The sequence below is a fragment of the Cloacibacterium normanense genome (genome assembly GCF_002943105.1).
Taxonomy (GTDB): Bacteria; Bacteroidota; Bacteroidia; order Flavobacteriales; family Weeksellaceae; genus Cloacibacterium.
Genome location: NZ_PTPZ01000008.1, coordinates 114,390 through 131,521, shown reverse-complemented (window position 1 = coordinate 131,521; position 17,132 = coordinate 114,390). Strand labels below are relative to the sequence as shown.

Genomic DNA, 17,132 nt, shown 5'->3' with positions numbered 1-17,132 from the left:
CTGGAAGTAGATGAAACTTCAAAACCTGTTGGGGCTGTAATGGTGATTACATCTGTTAAAGATTGCCCACTTACGGTAAAACTTGTTGTTGTACTTGGCGTTCCATAAGTTGTTGTTAAGGCACTTAATGTTCCATTTGCAAATAATGTAGGCGTAGTAGCTATAATATCTGCACTTAAAGTAGGCTCTACCAATTGGTAATCGCCTGCTTTGGCTCCTGTTAAACTGTATCCACTTACCGTAACAGCTATTGCATGACCAACACTAGAACTTGCAAAAGTAGCTGTTGGTGTTCCTGTAAGGGAAACATCATCACTTCCTACTACTCCATTTAATACTGGTGTACCTGTAAGCGTTGCTGCTGTTGTTCCATCAAATGTTTTATTTTCTGCAGATAAACCTGTTATTGTTAAAGATTTTTTATTAATCGTAAGAACTTGATCTACGCTTGTTGCTGCATTATGATTTCCATCTCCTGCTTGTGAGGCCGTAATCGTTGTACTTCCTGCTCCTACTATCGTTACAGTATTACCTGAAACTGTAGCTACATCAGTATTTGAACTGCTGTAAGTTAAGGCTAATCCTGAGCTTGAGGTTCCTGCTAAATCAAAAGCAGCATCTCCATAAGTCTTAGCTGATAATGAACCAAAGGTTATTGTTTGGTCTGCTTTGTTTATAGTTAGAGTTCCATCTACATAAGTAATAGCGTAATTACTAGCGGTGAAAGTTCCTCCAGTAGCTGCAGAAGGCATAATAGGGTAAGTTCCCACTGCTGTGGTGGCGGTAGAAGCTGCACCTGCAGCGCTTAATGTGACTGAACCAATAGTTTCACTATTGGCAAGACCACTTGATGTAAACTCTGAAGTACCAAGTGTAAGCGTGGTACCATACGTTTTTGTTCTATTATTAGCAGTGATAGTGAGTGCTTTTGTGGAAACGGAGTTTCCTGAAGCTGCCGTAGTAATATTTACCGAAGTAGCTCCTGTAGAACTCAATACGATATTTTGAGCATTATAATTTCCTGTTACGGCTGCATTTGCTTTTAAACGTATACTTAAAGTACCACTTGCATTTCCACTAGTTTGGGTAAAAGTAGCGGTATTTCCGTAGTTGATGCCATCTGCTGAAACCTCAAAACCAGTTGGTGCCGTAGCAACCAAATTAGCTGATAAACCAGACCCCGAAACCGCAAAAGTTTGGGCTGCCGAAGCTGTACCATAGGTAGTAGTAAATGGCGCAGCTGTTGTACCACCTGTTATAATTGGAGATGTGACACTAATGTTAAATGCACCGCCACCAGAACCATAATCTTGAACTAAAATTTTATATGATGTCCCAGCGGTAAATGTTGCTTTAGCTGTTTCACTACTTGTTGAAGTAGTAGCTCCTGACACAACTACATTTGTTGTTGTTGAATATGTATTCGGACAAACGCTGTAAACATAAAAATCTTTATCTGAAGCCACACTAAACCCGTTTATAGTTATGGTATAGCTTCCTGTTACAGAAGGAGTGAACATGAAAAAAACATCATTTTTAGAAGCTCCTGTCATAGGAGTTGCTCCTGCAAAAGTTCCGCTCACAGCAGCTGCATTAACTGTTAAGTTAATAGCTCCACTACAATCATCATTAGCTGGTGGCGGTGTTGGAATATTAAATGTACTAGAAGTTACAGGGGTTAAAGAACCACTACTAAACGTGATAGTTGCTCCAGTTACCGCCGCAGCACTTGTAGCTGTTAACCCACTAAAGGTAGACGTTCCACTTACGGCTGCAACGCTTGTTGTTCCGCCTAATGTCCATGTACCAGCCCCTACAGCTGCCGTAACACTAGCAGTGCTTGTAGTAGTATTTCCATATTGATCGACTATGTTTACTTTAGGTTGCGTAGCCAAAGCACCTCCATTTGTAGAGGGTGCTGCTGGTTGCGTATTCATAGCCAATTTAGCCGGCGCTCCTACCCCAATGGTTTGAGAAACTGTAGCGCCACTATAACCAGTAGCATTTATCACAATGCTTTTTGTTCCTGAAGATTGCAATAAGTTTGCAGGAACAGAAGCCGAAGGGGTAAACGTAATTTTTCCTGAAGACACTGAATATCCCGCTGTTAAAGCAGTCCCTCCTACCGTTACACCAGTAATAGCTCCTCTCCAAGTAGCATCATCTGTAAAAGTTACATCAAACGGAGCATCTACTGTAGCACTAGCAGCAGCATTTAAGGTTGGTGCTGCTGAACCTGATGCTGGTGCAGCAGTCCATGAAATATCATCAATAGCAATTCTACTATTCTGAGTAGTCTGATTAATAACAATTGACGTAAGTGTTGAAACATTAATGTCTGACCAAGTATAACTTACCACTGTAGAAATAGTTGCTCCAGTAGTTGTTTTAGCAGATATTACAGTCCCATTAACTACAAGCTGAAGCGTACCAACATCAGGATTTCCATAAGGTGCTTTTGCTTTTAACGTTAAACTTCCTATACCAGCTGCCTTTTGAGCTGCTGTAAGTCCAAATGTTAACGATCCATTTCTTATAGTGATTGCTTTGGTAGTTATTGTGACATCCGTTCTAGCATCCGTTGCACTCCAAGAAGTAGCATTTACTCCATTCCATGTTCTTGTAGAATAAGTGGTACTACTACTTGTTGGTATGTTTTCAAATGTCTCAGTTCCTTGTCCTTTAATAAACAAAGAGCTTATAAATAGCAAAAAAGCAAAAGTGCTTAATAAAAGTCTCACTGCTTTTTCAAGAAGTAAATTTTTCCTCATATCTTCAATTTAATTTTCACGTTAGCAAGCCCCAATAGTATTCAAAAAAAGACAAATGTTTGTTAACAAAATATTAAGTTAACTTTACGGCTTTCTTATTTTCTCTAAAATAAATTTTTGAAAATCAATAGACTAGGGGGTAACGAATGTAAAAATTTTTTTTGGAATCTTCAAAAAAAAAATTATGATTTTTTAACATTTCTTTGTAAGCCCTTTTAACACTATATTTTTCGTAAGCTGTTCATAAAAAAATGTTAGACTTTTCAGTCTAACATTTCTATGATTTCCTCATATTCAAATCCTTTTCCTAAGAGATAGGTGATTGTTTTGCTTTTTTTTTGGTAAGCGGCACCTGCGGGAAGTTTATCGTAATAATCTCTATAGATTTCTAAAATTTTAGCTTTGTAATCTTGCTCGTTTATTTCATCCATACATTTACGAATTAATTTCTCGGTAATGCCTTTCATTTTTAGGTGATTGGCTATTTTTTTCTTACCCCAAGATTTTATATAAAACTTACCTCTGATATAACTTCTAGTGAAACGCTCTTCATTAATGTAATTTTCGGCAATCAGAAATAAGAGAATTTCTTCTTTGGCTTCCGGAATGAGCAAAAATTCTTTCAACTTCTGTTCTACTTCTTGATGAGAACGATCTTGATAAACGCAATAATTAGCTATTTTTTGCTTAATTTCAGAAAAAGTATAAGATTTTTGTTTCATTATGGTTAAAAAATGTCTTTGCCTTAATTTAACTGCCAAAAAAAGAGAAACCTCACCGAAACCTTCCATTCTGTTTTCTAGAAATGAAATAATAACAATGAAATCTCCCTGTTCTATTAATATTTAAAAAGAGGTTGATCACTCATCAGTTCATTAACCTGCGAACGCACTTTTGCAATTACCGCTTCATCTTTAATATTAGTCACCACTTCATTGATCAAATCTGCAATGGTTTCCATGTCTTTTTCTCCTAAACCTCTTGTGGTGATGGCAGCGGTTCCTAATCTGATTCCAGAAGTGATGAATGGAGACTTATCGTCATAAGGTACCATATTTTTATTACACGTAATATCTGCTTTTACCAAAGCTTTTTCGGTTTCTTTACCGTTTACGCCTTTGTTTCTAAGGTCTACCAACATCAGGTGATTATCTGTACCTCCACTTACAATGTCAAATCCTCTGTCTACCATTGCTTGAGACAATGCTCTAGCGTTTGCTACGACTTGTTTGGTATAGGTTTCAAATTTCTGGTCGATGGCTTCTGCATAGGCTACTGCTTTTGCAGCAATTACGTGTTCTAGCGGCCCACCTTGAGTTCCTGGGAATACTGCTCCATCTAATACGGCACTCATCATTTTGGTTTCGCCTTTTGGTGTTTTGTGACCATAGGTATTTTCGAAATCTTTGCCCATCATGATCATTCCTCCTCTTGGCCCGCGAAGCGTTTTATGCGTAGTAGTAGTTACTACATGGCAATGTTCGAATGGTGAGTTCAATAATCCTTTGGCAACTAAACCTGCAGGGTGTGCAATATCTGCCCACAATGTAGCGCCTACCTCATCAGCTATTTCTCTGAATTTGGCATAATCTAAATCTCTAGAATAAGCTGAGAAACCTGCAATCAGCATTTTTGGTTTTTCTCGCAATGCTACTTCACGCATTTGGTTATAATCAATCAACCCCGTTTCTTTTTCAACTCCGTAAAATACAGGACGGAAATTAATTCCCGAAAAATTCACATGAGAACCATGTGTCAAATGACCTCCCATTGATAAATCCATTCCCATAACGGTATCTCCTGGCTTTAACACCGAAAGATAAATGGCAGCATTGGCTTGTGAACCAGAATGCGGCTGTACGTTGGCATATTCTACGCCGAAAAGTTGTTTTGCTCTTTCAATCGCCAGTGTTTCTACTTCGTCTACCACTTCACAACCTCCGTAGTATCTCTTTCCTGGGTAGCCTTCTGCATATTTATTCGTTAAGACACTTCCCATGGCTTTCATCACGTTGTCAGAAACAAAATTTTCTGATGCAATAAGCTCTATGCCATGCGTTTGTCTCTGTCTTTCTTTTTCAATCAATTCAAAAATGATATCGTTGCTCATATTAGATTTTTTATTTTGCTCAAAAATAAGAAATTATGCAGATATTTGCAGATAACTTTACATTAATAATTATGGGAAAGAAAAAATATAAAAAACAGTTGCTTAAATCTCTGAAATCTTTAGGGAAATCTGAACATCTTTTGTTGGAGAGCATGACCAACTTAATGCTTCTAGGAGAACTGAAGAAAAACAATATTGAGTTTAAAGATGGAGACACCTTTACTTTTAAAGACAATATTTTTGATTACAGCGAAGACAAAAACATCAGAAAAATGGCAAAACTTCGTCATAAAATGATGAAAACCATGAATAAACTGGTGGAGAAAAATAATTTCAAGGATAAGGAAATTAAGTTCTTATCGTAAAAATAAAAAAGCAATCTTCAATGGAGATTGCTTTTTTTATTGAAAGATTGATGTATTCCATTATTTTTAAAACGCAAAGTTTTTTTTATCCTTTCAACGTGTTTTTAAGAGAGCAAAGAAGCGAATAAATTCGCAAAAGCTGATGCTTTACTTAAATTTCCGATTCATTATCATAATGCTTTCTGGTTTACTTCTAAATCTCATCTATGATTCTTTATTAAAACAACGTTTTGGGTTGAGCCATTACGGGAACATGAATTTCTGTCCCAAATGCTTCGTTAATTTTCTCAATGAAATAAACTGACAACAATGGTGAAGCCAATTCTACATTTTGATGTACAAAGAAATACAGATTTTTCAAGCCTTCTTCTTTCCACAGTTTAATGCGTTCTAACCAATCATCTAATCTTGCATAATCGCTGTCTGCATTGGCGCCTACATATCTTACAAAAGCAGTGTCTGATGTGAGCCTCATGTGCAACATGTCTCTTCTACCTGCAGTGTCTACGATGATATTCGCAATGTTATTCTCTTCCAGCAATTGAGAGAATTTTTCAAAATTTTCTTCTTCAAACCACTCTGCACTGCGTACTTCTATCGCCAATGGAACTTCTTTTGGCCAGTCTTTTATAAATTTTTCTACCCTGTCAAAATCTTTAGGCTTGAAATTATCATGCAATTGTAAGAACACCATTCCCAATTGGTCCCCGAAATTCATTACCGAAGTTGCGTAATCCGTCACTACATCAGTCACATTAATCAATCTTCTGAAATGTGAAACGGTATTGGTGATTTTTGGAAAAAACTTAAATGTAGGCGGCGTTTTTTCTTTCCAAGTGAGCACTTGTTCTGGACTTGGCAAAGAATAAAATGTAGCATTCAACTCAATAGAATTGAATTGGGTAGCGTAGTATTTCAACTCGTCTTTGGTTCCTTTTGGGTAAAATCCTTTCAGGTCGGTTTTGTTCCATTTGGCACAACCGATGTAGATATTGAAATCGTTTCCTTTAGATTTTTCTAAAATTTCTTGGGTTTTAGGATGATCTTTCGGAAGGGTGAAGTCTATTTGTGATGGGTCTGCTACTTGTCCGAATTTCATTTTTTTAGTTTTAAGGGATTAGGAAAAAGGGATTGGTTTCAAAGGTAAAAATTTCTTGTAGATTTTAAAAAGAAAGTGAATTTATATTTCCCGCAGATTTTGCAGATTTTTAACACAGAGAGCACAGAGTTTTTATCACAGAGAACACAAAGATTGCATTTTATGTTTATCGTTCCGTAGGAATATAAAAGAATCTTATAATTTTGATAAAATTAAAAATCTCTCGCGGATTGGGCTGATTGCATAGGTTTTTAACACAGAGAGCACAGAGAATTCACAAAGAACACAAAGATTTAACATAACGTTTGTCATTCCGTAGGAATCTAAAATAAACTTATGATTATTTCTAATCTTTTAAGTTTTGGCTAAAGCCAAATTGCGTTGTTAATTAAAAAGTCGGGCTAAAGCCCGACTCTACTGAAAATTAATTTATTATTTTCTTATCTTTTTTTTTCACGCGGATTGCGCAGATTTCGCAGATTTTTAACACAGAGAACACAAGGATTGAATTTTATGTTTGTCTTTGCGAGGAGTAAAAGAGAATGAAGCCACGAAGTTGTCTGTTGTTTTTTTTAATAAATTTTACTTTTAGCTTGAACCAAAAGTAACAAAAGTTCAAGACTGGAAACTTCGGCTAAAATTTAATCATACATTCTAAAATCCCTGAAACTCTCTCGTCATTCTGACGAGTTCAAACAGCAAGAATTTTTTAACGAATATATGATTAAATTTCTTAACGCCTTCGTTCCCTAGGTCATTAAAAAAACCGCAGAAATTTCTGCGGTTTGTATATTGTAAATCAAAAATCGTCAATGGAATTACGCTTCACAAGAGCTACACGTTACAAAATTCACCATGAGTTCTTTAGAAACAGATTGTGAACGCTGATAGTATAAGGTTTTTACCCCTAGTTTCCATGCTTCAATCATCAGATTGTTGACATCTTTAATCGCCAATGAAGCGGGGATATTCAAGTTCAATGATTGCGCTTGATCGATGTACTGTTGGCGTTGTCCCGCTTGTGTAATAATTTCCATTGGAGAAATTTCCTTAAAGGTTTTGAACACGTCTTTTTCGGTCTGTGTTAGTTGTGTCATGTGTTGTACAGAACCGTGATTCAACATGATTTCTCTCCAAACATCTTCATTGTCTAAGCCTTTTTCTTCGAGCAATTTTGCTAAATATTTGTTCTTTCTCATGAAATTTCCTTTTGCCAAACCTGCTTTGTAGTAATTCGATGCAAAAGGTTCAATTCCTGGGGAAGTTTGCCCTAAAATTGCTGATGAAGAAGTGGTAGGTGCAATTGCCATCGTAGTGGTATTGCGCATTCCGTAGCCTTTCAACATTTCTGGTTCGCCATAAATATTCGCCAATTCTTTTGATGCTTGAATGGATTGCTCTTGAATTTGTTTGAAAGCTTTGGCATTGAACATTTTCGCTTCCATGCTTTCAAAAGGAATCATGTTTTTTTGCAAATAAGAGTGGTATCCTAGAACGCCCAAACCTAATGCTCTATGTCTCAAAGCAAATTTACGAGCAGAAGAAAGGTAGTAGTTTCCTTCGGTTTTTTCTATAAATTCTGACAATACTGCATCTAAGAAATAGATGGCTAATTTTACCGCATTGGTATCCTTCCACTCATCATACAATTCTAAATTCATGGAAGAAAGACAGCAAATGAAACTTTCGTCTGCTGTAGAAGGTAACATGATTTCTGAACACAAGTTACTTGCATTGATTACCGCTCCAGAATCTTTGTATACTTGAGGCTTATTACGATTGACATTATCGGTAAAGAAAATATAAGGAAGTCCTTTTTTCTGACGAGATTCTAAGACTTTTGCCCAAACTTTACGTTTCTCCATATCTCCATCAATCATGTCTTGCATCCAATAATCTGGAACGCAAACTCCCATGAACAAGTTCTGAATGGGGCTACCAATTTCTTTGATGTTTAAGAATTCTTCGATATCTCCGTGGTCAATGTCTAGGTATGCTGCAAAAGCTCCTCTTCTTACGCCTCCTTGAGAAACTACATCCATCGCGGTATCAAATAATTTCATGAAAGAAACGGCTCCTGAAGATTTACCATTATCGGTAACGGCAGTTCCTCTGTGACGCAGTTCGCCAAAATAACCAGAAGTTCCTCCTCCGATTTTGGTCTGCATAATCACTTCTCCTAATTTATGGGTAATGCCTTCGATATGGTCTGGAACGTGAACATTAAAACAAGAAATAGGCAAACCTCTTTGTGTTCCCATGTTTGCCCAAACTGGAGACGAAAAAGAAATCCAACCTTTGGTAATCATTTCCTTAAAAGCAGGAATGAGTTCTGGCTTGTACAAGCGTTTTGCTGCCGCTGTAGTAATTCTGTCAATAGCTCCTTCTACGGTTTCTCCCTTCAAAAGGTAACCTCTGTTTAGCATTTGCTCAGACTCTTCATTAAGCCACCAAATATCTAATTTTTCTTCCATATCGTTTAAATTTTTTCACAAAAAAAGAATTCTAAATTTTCCATTTAAAATTCAAGATTATTATTTATAGCAGAAAGTTCTGCGATTTTTATATTTTAAAAACTTTTATTTATTTTTCATCGGGCTTTACCCGATGCTACTGCATGTTGCCACTTCGTGGCTAAGTCATTTGAATTTTTGATTGAGTAAAATTCTATTGAATTTTTTCAATTTAAAAAGGTTTAGCTCAGCATAAAAAAATCCGTTCCTATTGATTTTTTACGTTCTCTATCTTGAAAACAATTGACGCTCGCTTCAGAAGATCAATCATTAAGCATTTTCACACTTATAAGAAGAATAGGCTCATCTTTTGGAGAATTTGAAAACCAAAACCTTTTAGTTATAATACCATTAAAGCTTAAGTGATTTTTTTCAAGTTCATATTTGAAACTTTCCCTTTCTTCTGTATTATATGGCAAAAAATTTAGCACACAAATCTCATCACCAACTTTTGGTGATTCTGGAAAAACAACAGTAATATCTTCAGAATTAAACTGAACGTTTGTTGTATTAATTTTTACTTTTACCATTTATTTTATAAATAAAATTTAAAACAAATCGTTCGCAGTGATACTTTTATCGTGCTTGGTGTAATCTACTGGTCTTTTTGCAAAGAAGTCATCTAATGAATTGGCGAAAACTTCTTCCTCGAACCACGTCATTGGTCTGTATTGTTCAGGGGTTACATTGTAACGGGTTTTCATGCCAATTTTTTTCAAAGAATCGTCTACTCTGTATTTCATAAAGTTGAGCAAGTCTTCTTTTGAGAACATGTCTATCTCTCCCGCTTCAAAAATCCAGTCTAGAATTTTCGCTTCCAATTCTACAGAACGGTCTACTAAACCATAAATATCTTCAATGTCTGCATCGGTCAATAATTCTGGTTGTTCTTCACGGATTTTATTGATTAAATAGATTCCAGCATTGGCGTGAATTTGTTCATCTACCGAAGTCCAAGCGATGATGTTCGATACATTTTTCATGTACCCTTTGAATCTTGTGAAAGATAAAATCGTGGCAAATTGACTGAATAGCGAAACGTTTTCTATTAAAATAGAGAATAATAACAGTGAAGAAACGTACTCTTTATGGTTGGTAGATTTAGCATTGGCTAAAACGGTGTTTAAATAGTCTATTCTCTCTCTGATGGCTGGAATTTCAATCACATTGTTGAATTCATCATTATATCCTAATACTTCCAATAATCTAGAATAGGCCTCACTGTGACGGAATTCGCACTCTGCAAAGGTAGCACCCAAACCATTAAGTTCTGGTTTTGGCATGTGGTTGTACAGATTTCCCCAGAAAGTTTTTACAGAAACTTCAATTTGAGCAATCGCTAGAAGCGCATGCTTTACCGCATTTTGTTCGTACGGCTGAAGATTAGAATGGAAATCTTGTACATCCGCAGTAAAATCTATTTCTGAGTGTACCCAAAAAGATTTATTAATAGCATCAACAAATTGTAGTACTTCTGGATATTCAAAAGGTTTATAACTGATACGTTTGTCAAAAATTCCCATAGGTTGTTGCTTTTTTTATTAATTATCTGATTAAGTCTGACCACAAAAATAGAAATTGAAGTTATAAATCAAAAATGAAAACGCCTCATTCATGTTAAATTTTTGGTTTTTAGGGGCAAAAGTTTTCCACAATTACATAGAGGTTTGATGAATAAAGCCTTTGCGTGCACTTGGTACTTAAATAGGGCTTTTACGAGGTATCTTTTATTAAACAATTACTTAAAAATTCTTTATTTAAAGCTATTTACAATTAAACAAAACTTTTTAAAATTTTTGCTCTTTTTTTCTTGTAACAAGTTCCTAAAATTTACTACTTATTCCAAAAAAGCCCATGCTAGTCATCAAGGATTTACATAAGTCTTACGATATCGGTCATAATAAGTTGCACGTTTTGAAAGGAATTAACCTAGAAATCGGCGAAGGAGAGTTCGTTTCGATTATGGGAAGTTCTGGTTCTGGAAAGTCTACTTTACTGAATATCATTGGTATTTTAGATGAAAAAGACAGCGGAATCTATGAATTAGATGGCATTCCTATAGAACATCTCACCGAAACCAAAGCGGCAGAATACAGAAGTAAATTTTTAGGATTTGTTTTCCAATCGTTCAATTTAATTGGGTATAAAACGGCATTAGAAAATGTGGCGCTTCCACTCTATTATCAAGATGTTCCCAGAAAAGAGAGAAACCAGCGCGCAATAGAATATTTAGAAAAAGTAGGTTTAGCACAATGGGCGAATCACTTGCCTAATGAACTTTCGGGTGGACAAAAACAGCGTGTAGCAATTGCAAGAGCTTTAATTACCAATCCTAAAGTGATTTTGGCGGATGAACCAACAGGAGCACTCGATTCTCAGACCACACATGATATTATGAAGCTGCTTCAAGATATTAATAACGAAGGAAAAACCATCATTGTAGTTACCCACGAACCAGATGTAGCGGCTCAAACCAAGAGAAATGTACATTTGAGAGATGGTGTCATTGAAACAGATGAGTATATACAGCAGGTGGTTTTGTAAGGTGGTGATAAGGTGATGAAGTTATGAAGTTATGAGGTTATGAGGTTATGAGATTATGAGGTTATGAGGTTATGAGGTTATGAGGAGGAAAAAATACAGTAAGTGAATGGTGAATTTTTTCAACAAAGTTGAAAAATGAATGGTAAATTTTTTAAAAAAATTGACAATTGACTGCAAAGCAAATTGACTTTGCAAAGCAATAAATTAAAAAAATAATATGTTTGATATAGACCGTTGGCAAGAAATTTTCAGTTCTATTCGCAGTAATGTATTGCGAACGGTGCTTTCTGGGTTTACCGTAGCGCTGGGTTTATATATTTTTATTGTTCTCTTCGGTATTGGAAAAGGATTGCAAAATGCCTTCCAAGAAGGATTTACCAGAGATGCACAGAATCTTATTTCCATTTTTACTGGAAAAACCACCATTGCTTATGAAGGCTTACAAGCTGACAGACAAGTAACCCTCAATAATAGTGACTATAATGCTATTGTAGATGCTCATCCTGAAAAAGTGCAGTATTCTACTCCACGATATTCTACCAATCTTAATGTAAAATATGGGAAAGAAAGTGGTTTCTACCAAATCAGTGGAGCCAATGATGAAGAAGTAAAAATAGAGAACCGACAATTACTCAACGGAAGATTTATCTCTCCAAAAGATATTGACGAAAAACAAAATGTAGCCGTAATCGGTAGAATGGTACAGCGTGACCTTATCAAAAATGGAGATCCTGTAGGAAAAGAACTCGAGATTAACGGTAGTGTTTTCAAAGTGATAGGCGTTTTTTCTGATGATGGTGGTGACTGGGACGAACGTATGATTTCCATCCCTATTTCTACGCTTCAGCAAATGAAAAAAGGTTCTGATACGGTGAGTACGGTGTACATTGCCTATGACGAAAAACTAAATCCTGAACAAGCCCTCGCTTATAGTAACCAACTGAAAAAAGAATTAAAAGCCAGAAAAAAAGTTTCTCCAGATGATGAAAATGCCGTGGTCGTAAGAAACAGAGCAGAAGGTTTGAAAGATTCTTTCCAATTTTTATTTGTCATTACCATGATTGTGGGATTCATTGGTCTCGGAACTTTATTGGCGGGAATTATTGGGATTAGCAATATCATGGTGTATATCGTGAAAGAAAGAACTCAAGAAATTGGGGTAAGAAAAGCCATCGGTGCCAAACCGAGAAGCATTGTCACTTTGATTATTCAAGAAAGTATCGTGATTACCGTGATTTCTGGATTAATCGGCGTTGCTTTAGGCGTTTTGACTTTGAAATTAATTGGCAATAGTTTAGAAGAATATTTCATTAAAGACCCAAGTGTTGGTTGGCTATTGATTACTGCAGCCTTCATCAGTTTGGTAATGTCTGGATTGCTTGCTGGATTTGTCCCAGCATACAGAGCGAGTAAAATAAAACCAATAGAAGCATTGAGAGCGGAGTAATGGAGGTGAATTAATTTGTGAATTTTTTCCTTCGGAAAATGAATGGTGAATTTTTCCAATTGAAATTTTTATAAAATCTTAACCATAAATATGTTTTTAAACTTAAACCATTATAATTTAGATGTATATAAGGCAGCAAAAGAATTGAGAAAACAATGTTACAAAACCATAAGATTTTTGCCTGATGCAGAAAAATATAATTTAATTGATCAAATAAGAAGAGCATCAACTTCTATTGTTTTGAATATTTCAGAAGGCTCCTCTAGAAAGTCAAAAATAGAAAGAAACAGGTTTTATGAAATAGCAAGAGGCTCAATCATCGAAATTGATTCTTGTTGTGAAATCATTTTAGAAGAGAAATATTTAGAACAAGAAGATTTAACAGAGTTAGGAAAGAATATTAAAACAACTTTTATATTATTATCAAAATTAATGAATAGTTAAAAAAGTGAATCGTGAATTTAAAATTCATTCGTAGAAATTCACCTTAAGAAATTCACTTTTGCAAAGCAAAAAATTGACAACAATATGAACATCATATTCAAAATAGATACGTGGCAAGAAATTTATTATTCACTTAAAAATAATAAACTTCGTACTTTCCTCACCATGATTGGTGTAGGTTGGGGTATGTTTTTATTTGTTAGTTTATTGGGAGCTGCAAAAGGCATGGAAAACGGTTTTGACAAATTATTTTCTGGATTTGCAACCAACTCTATTTTTATGTGGGCACAGAATACTACTATTCCGTATAATGGTTTCCCAAAAGGCAGACAACTGAGTTTGCACCTTCCTGACATGGATTTATTAGAAAAGAAAATTCCACAGATTGATTACATTTCGCCCCAAAACTCCAGAGGAAATTTTGGAAATCCTGGTGAACAGATGAACCGCAACGGAAAATCTACCACGTATACCCTTACTGGAGATTACCCTGCAGGAAATAAAATTTCTGAAAAGAAATTAATCTTCGGAAGATATATCAATGATGCAGATGTTACTGCCAGTAAAAATGTAGTAGTCATCGGCGAAGAAATATATAAAAACTTCTTTGATGCCAAGAAAAATGAAAATCCTATTGGGAAATCTATCAATATCAAAGGTATTTTCTTTAACGTCATCGGTGTTTATAAAGTAGCCAAAGCTGGTGGACCAATGGATGATGATACCACAGCATACATTCCGCTTTCTACTTATACTAAAATGTACAATGATGGAGACAAAGTAGGCTTTTTTGCCATCGTGAGTAAACCAGAAGCCAATCTGGAAACCGTAGAAGAACAAGCCAAACTGGAACTCAAAAAGAAAAACAATGTTTCTCCTGAAGACACCAACGCTTTTGGAAGTTTCAACTTGGGGAAAATGTTTGGGAAAATGTATGGTTTTTTAACAGGAATGCAATTGCTGACCATTATTGTAGGAGCGCTTACCATTTTGGCGGGAGTGATTGCGATTTCTAACATTTTATTGATTACCGTAAAAGAAAGAACAAAAGAAATAGGCATCCGAAGAGCTTTGGGAGCGAAGCCTTCTGAAGTAAGAAACCAGATTTTGCTAGAAAGTGTGGTAATTACTTTGACTTCGGGATTATTAGGATTTATTTTCGGAATTTTCCTTTTGATGATTATCAATGCGATGACTCAAAACCAAGATGCTTTCCCATTTTATAATCCTACGGTAAATTATTCACACGTTTTTGCAGCGATGGCGGTGATGACGATTTTAGGACTTCTCATCGGGATGATTCCTGCACAAAGAGCCGTGAAAATTAAGCCAATAGAAGCTTTAAGAAGCGAATAACACATGTGAATTTGCCATTATTTTTTTTCTTTTGGATAAATGAATGGCGAATTAAAAATAAATTAAACTTGATAACAATTAAATATTTCATATAAAATGAAAAACTTAACCTTCAAAAAAGTAGTTTATATTCTCTTAGGTTTGCTTTTTTTAGCTGGACTTCTGATGGGAATAAGTTACCTGATTAAATCTAATTCTCAAGAAAGCGAAGCTTTTCTCACCAGAAAACCATTCGTGCAAAATCTTGATGATAAAGTAATGGCTACTGGTAAAATAGTTCCGAGAGAAGAAGTAGAAATTAAGCCGAATATGTCTGGGATTATAGACAAAATCTTGGTAAAAGAAGGCGACCATGTTTCTGCGGGAGAACTTATTGCTACCCTTAAAATTGTACCGAGCGTTCCTCAGGTAAATGCTGCTCAACAAGAAGTGCAAAATGCAAATCTTCAAATTAATAATGCTAAAATTAATTTGGCAAATCAGCAACAGCAATTTGCGATGCAACAGCGTTTGTACACTCAAGGCGTAATTTCTAAACAAGAGTTTCTTACTGCTCAACAGCAATTGCAATCCATGCAAAATCAGTTGAAAAACGCTCAACAACAATTGCAAACCGCTCAGAAAAATCTACAAATCGCTAGAACTGGTGTTGCCGAAGGTTTACAAAGTCTTGCTACTACTCAAATTCGTTCCAAAGCCACTGGAACGGTACTAGAAGTTCCTGTAAAAGTTGGTTATCAGGTAATTGAAGCCAATCAGTTTAATGCTGGAACTACTATTTGTAGTGTTGCAGACCTTAACTCTCTTATTTTTGAAGGAAAAATAGACGAAGCTCAAGCTGGAAAAATTAAAGAAGGCATGGAAATGAACATTGTGATCGGTGCTTTACAAAATAAAACTTTCCCAGGAAGAGTAACCATGATTGCTCCAAAAGGAAAAGATGAAAACGGAACCATCAAATTCCCGATTGAAGGAGACGTTTTTAACCCGAATAATGAATATATTAGAGCTGGATTTTCTGCCAATGGCGAAATTGTTTTGAGCTCTCAGAAAAACGCTTTACTTCTAGACGAAAGTCTTATTCAATATGAAAAACTAAATGGTAAAGATGTTCCTTTTGTAGAAGTAAAACAAAAAGACGGAAAATTCAAAAAAGTGACCGTAAAACTGGGTGCATCTGATGGAATTAATGTTCAAATTCTTTCAGGAATTACTAAAGATTCTGAAGTAAAAGTTTGGAACCCATCTGATAAAGATAAAGAAGAACTCAAAGAAAAGAAAAAATAAAACTGCCTAATCATACAAATGAAAAATGAAAGACTCCAACATTATTTGTTGGAGTTTTTCTTTTGAGCCTTATTTTTAGGTTTTTTCATTTTAGATTTTACCAATTCTATTCTTTCATTTAAAAAATCGATGTAGTTTTTATTGGGCGCTGTTTTCTTTGCTTTTTCAAGAGCTTTCAGTGCTTTTTTAAATTGTCCTTGCTTTTCAAAGAAGATGGCTTTTCTGTAGCGTATTCTAGATTGATCAATTCCTTTAATTTTTTTAGCATAGTCTATCAGTTTTTTGGCTTCTTCATAATCTTCATTATTCAGCAAACAATCTATATAGAACAGCGGTGTAGAAACAGAATCTAGTTTCACTTGCATGGCTTCTTCGAAGTAAGATTTTGCGGTTTCATAATCTTGCAAAACTTCAGAATACACCCTTCCTAAAAGACAAAGACTCTCTGCATTATGGTCATCATAAGACAAAGCATAATTCAGTGCTTCCATGGTTTCCTCTAGGTTATAGGGAAAATTATCTAAGGCTTGAAAATAGTATTTGTTTGTTGTCATTTTTTTACATTTTAAAAATTTTCTTGGGATTTCCTCTTTCCAATTGGAGATGATTCATCCACTGATTTTGTTTTTGTACCGAAGATTTTTTGGCATTAAGCTCCAAAATCTTCAACTTCAATCTTTCGACTGCGATTTTTTTATTTTCCAATTGCGAACGAGAATCCACTGCTACCACTTGAATTTTTGTAGGCAAATGCGTCACGCGAACTGCGGAATTTACTTTGTTCACGTTTTGTCCGCCATTTCCCGAACTTCTCATGGTTTGAAATTCCAGTTCTTTTTCATCGAGTTCAAGTTCAAAGAAATTTTCGATTTCAAAAACGCCAATGAACCAATTTTTACGTTGATGATGTGGTCTGAATTTACTTTTCCCCATGAATTGAATGCTTCCTATCCAAGAATTTAGAAATTCAGGATTCTCCTCTACTTCAAAAGTAATCGACTGAAAACCTGAAATTTCACCTTCTACAACTTCTAAAACTTTGTAGTTCAATTTTAGAAATTCCATTTCTTTTTTCATCAGATTAAAGGTTTCTTGTACAAAAAACTCGCATTCTACAGGTCCTTTTCCTGAGGTGATTTGAACGATATTTTTATTTTTTTGTTTCATATAAGTTTTGGCTAAAGCCCATTTGTATT

14 protein-coding genes and 1 pseudogene are annotated in these 17,132 nt (G+C 35.4%); 6 read left to right on the top strand and 9 right to left on the bottom strand.

Annotation, left to right across the window (positions count from 1 at the left end):
* From C3729_RS11760 to glyA, 3 genes are all read right to left on the bottom strand, one after another.
* The coding region (locus C3729_RS11760; protein ID WP_123057195.1) for a YDG domain-containing protein at positions 1 to 2,771 on the bottom strand (2,771 nt) is incomplete at its 3' end.
* Between the two features lie 263 nt (positions 2,772 to 3,034).
* A complete protein-coding gene (locus C3729_RS11755; RefSeq protein WP_185117744.1) occupies positions 3,035 to 3,493 on the bottom strand; it encodes a regulatory protein RecX in 459 nt (152 codons plus the stop codon).
* A gap of 116 nt (positions 3,494 to 3,609) precedes the next feature.
* Positions 3,610 to 4,881: a serine hydroxymethyltransferase gene (gene glyA / locus C3729_RS11750; protein ID WP_104794331.1), complete on the bottom strand. Its 1,272-nt coding sequence runs from the start codon at positions 4,879 to 4,881 to the stop codon at positions 3,610 to 3,612.
* 35 nt (positions 4,882 to 4,916) lie between these two features.
* On the opposite strand from glyA, the gene C3729_RS11745 reads away from it, so the two are divergent.
* Positions 4,917 to 5,246, top strand: coding sequence for a hypothetical protein (locus C3729_RS11745; protein WP_133159982.1), 330 nt, complete (start codon positions 4,917 to 4,919; stop codon positions 5,244 to 5,246).
* 217 nt (positions 5,247 to 5,463) lie between these two features.
* Here the strand turns inward: C3729_RS11745 and C3729_RS11740 are convergent, their stop codons facing one another.
* The 4 genes from C3729_RS11740 to C3729_RS11725 all read right to left on the bottom strand — a co-directional run bounded on the left by C3729_RS11740 (position 5,464) and on the right by C3729_RS11725 (position 10,381).
* The gene (locus C3729_RS11740) at positions 5,464 to 6,345 is read right to left on the bottom strand and encodes a DUF72 domain-containing protein (protein WP_104794329.1); all 882 of its coding nucleotides are present in this window, start codon (positions 6,343 to 6,345) and stop codon (positions 5,464 to 5,466) included.
* A gap of 818 nt (positions 6,346 to 7,163) precedes the next feature.
* On the bottom strand, positions 7,164 to 8,819 hold the full coding sequence (locus tag C3729_RS11735; protein WP_104794328.1) for a ribonucleoside-diphosphate reductase subunit alpha: 1,656 nt from the start codon (positions 8,817 to 8,819) through the stop codon (positions 7,164 to 7,166).
* A gap of 302 nt (positions 8,820 to 9,121) precedes the next feature.
* Positions 9,122 to 9,388 (bottom strand): hypothetical protein, encoded by a 267-nt coding sequence (locus C3729_RS11730; protein WP_104794327.1) that lies wholly within the window; start codon positions 9,386 to 9,388, stop codon positions 9,122 to 9,124.
* Positions 9,389 to 9,406: 18 nt separating this feature from the next.
* The gene (locus tag C3729_RS11725; RefSeq protein ID WP_104794326.1) at positions 9,407 to 10,381 is read right to left on the bottom strand and encodes a ribonucleotide-diphosphate reductase subunit beta; all 975 of its coding nucleotides are present in this window, start codon (positions 10,379 to 10,381) and stop codon (positions 9,407 to 9,409) included.
* A 331-nt stretch (positions 10,382 to 10,712) separates the two neighbouring features.
* Between C3729_RS11725 and C3729_RS11720 the strand changes: the two genes are divergently transcribed.
* The 5 genes from C3729_RS11720 (at position 10,713) to C3729_RS11700 (ending at position 15,936) form a co-directional block, all read left to right on the top strand.
* The gene (locus tag C3729_RS11720) at positions 10,713 to 11,402 is read left to right on the top strand and encodes an ABC transporter ATP-binding protein (RefSeq protein ID WP_104794325.1); all 690 of its coding nucleotides are present in this window, start codon (positions 10,713 to 10,715) and stop codon (positions 11,400 to 11,402) included.
* Between the two features lie 217 nt (positions 11,403 to 11,619).
* A complete protein-coding gene (locus tag C3729_RS11715; protein WP_104794324.1) occupies positions 11,620 to 12,849 on the top strand; it encodes an ABC transporter permease in 1,230 nt (409 codons plus the stop codon).
* Between the two features lie 90 nt (positions 12,850 to 12,939).
* Positions 12,940 to 13,293: a four helix bundle protein gene (locus tag C3729_RS11710; protein WP_104794323.1), complete on the top strand. Its 354-nt coding sequence runs from the start codon at positions 12,940 to 12,942 to the stop codon at positions 13,291 to 13,293.
* Between the two features lie 84 nt (positions 13,294 to 13,377).
* Positions 13,378 to 14,649, top strand: coding sequence for an ABC transporter permease (locus tag C3729_RS11705; protein ID WP_104794322.1), 1,272 nt, complete (start codon positions 13,378 to 13,380; stop codon positions 14,647 to 14,649).
* Between the two features lie 96 nt (positions 14,650 to 14,745).
* Positions 14,746 to 15,936: an efflux RND transporter periplasmic adaptor subunit gene (locus C3729_RS11700; protein ID WP_104794321.1), complete on the top strand. Its 1,191-nt coding sequence runs from the start codon at positions 14,746 to 14,748 to the stop codon at positions 15,934 to 15,936.
* Positions 15,937 to 15,977: 41 nt separating this feature from the next.
* Here C3729_RS11700 and C3729_RS11695 read toward each other — a convergent pair whose 3' ends face one another.
* Together C3729_RS11695 and prfH are read right to left on the bottom strand one after the other, a co-directional pair.
* Positions 15,978 to 16,490: a tetratricopeptide repeat protein gene (locus C3729_RS11695; protein WP_104794320.1), complete on the bottom strand. Its 513-nt coding sequence runs from the start codon at positions 16,488 to 16,490 to the stop codon at positions 15,978 to 15,980.
* A gap of 4 nt (positions 16,491 to 16,494) precedes the next feature.
* Positions 16,495 to 17,121, bottom strand: a pseudogene (prfH, locus tag C3729_RS11690) (peptide chain release factor H); the annotation flags it as partial.
* Between the last annotated feature and the right edge of the window lie 11 nt (positions 17,122 to 17,132).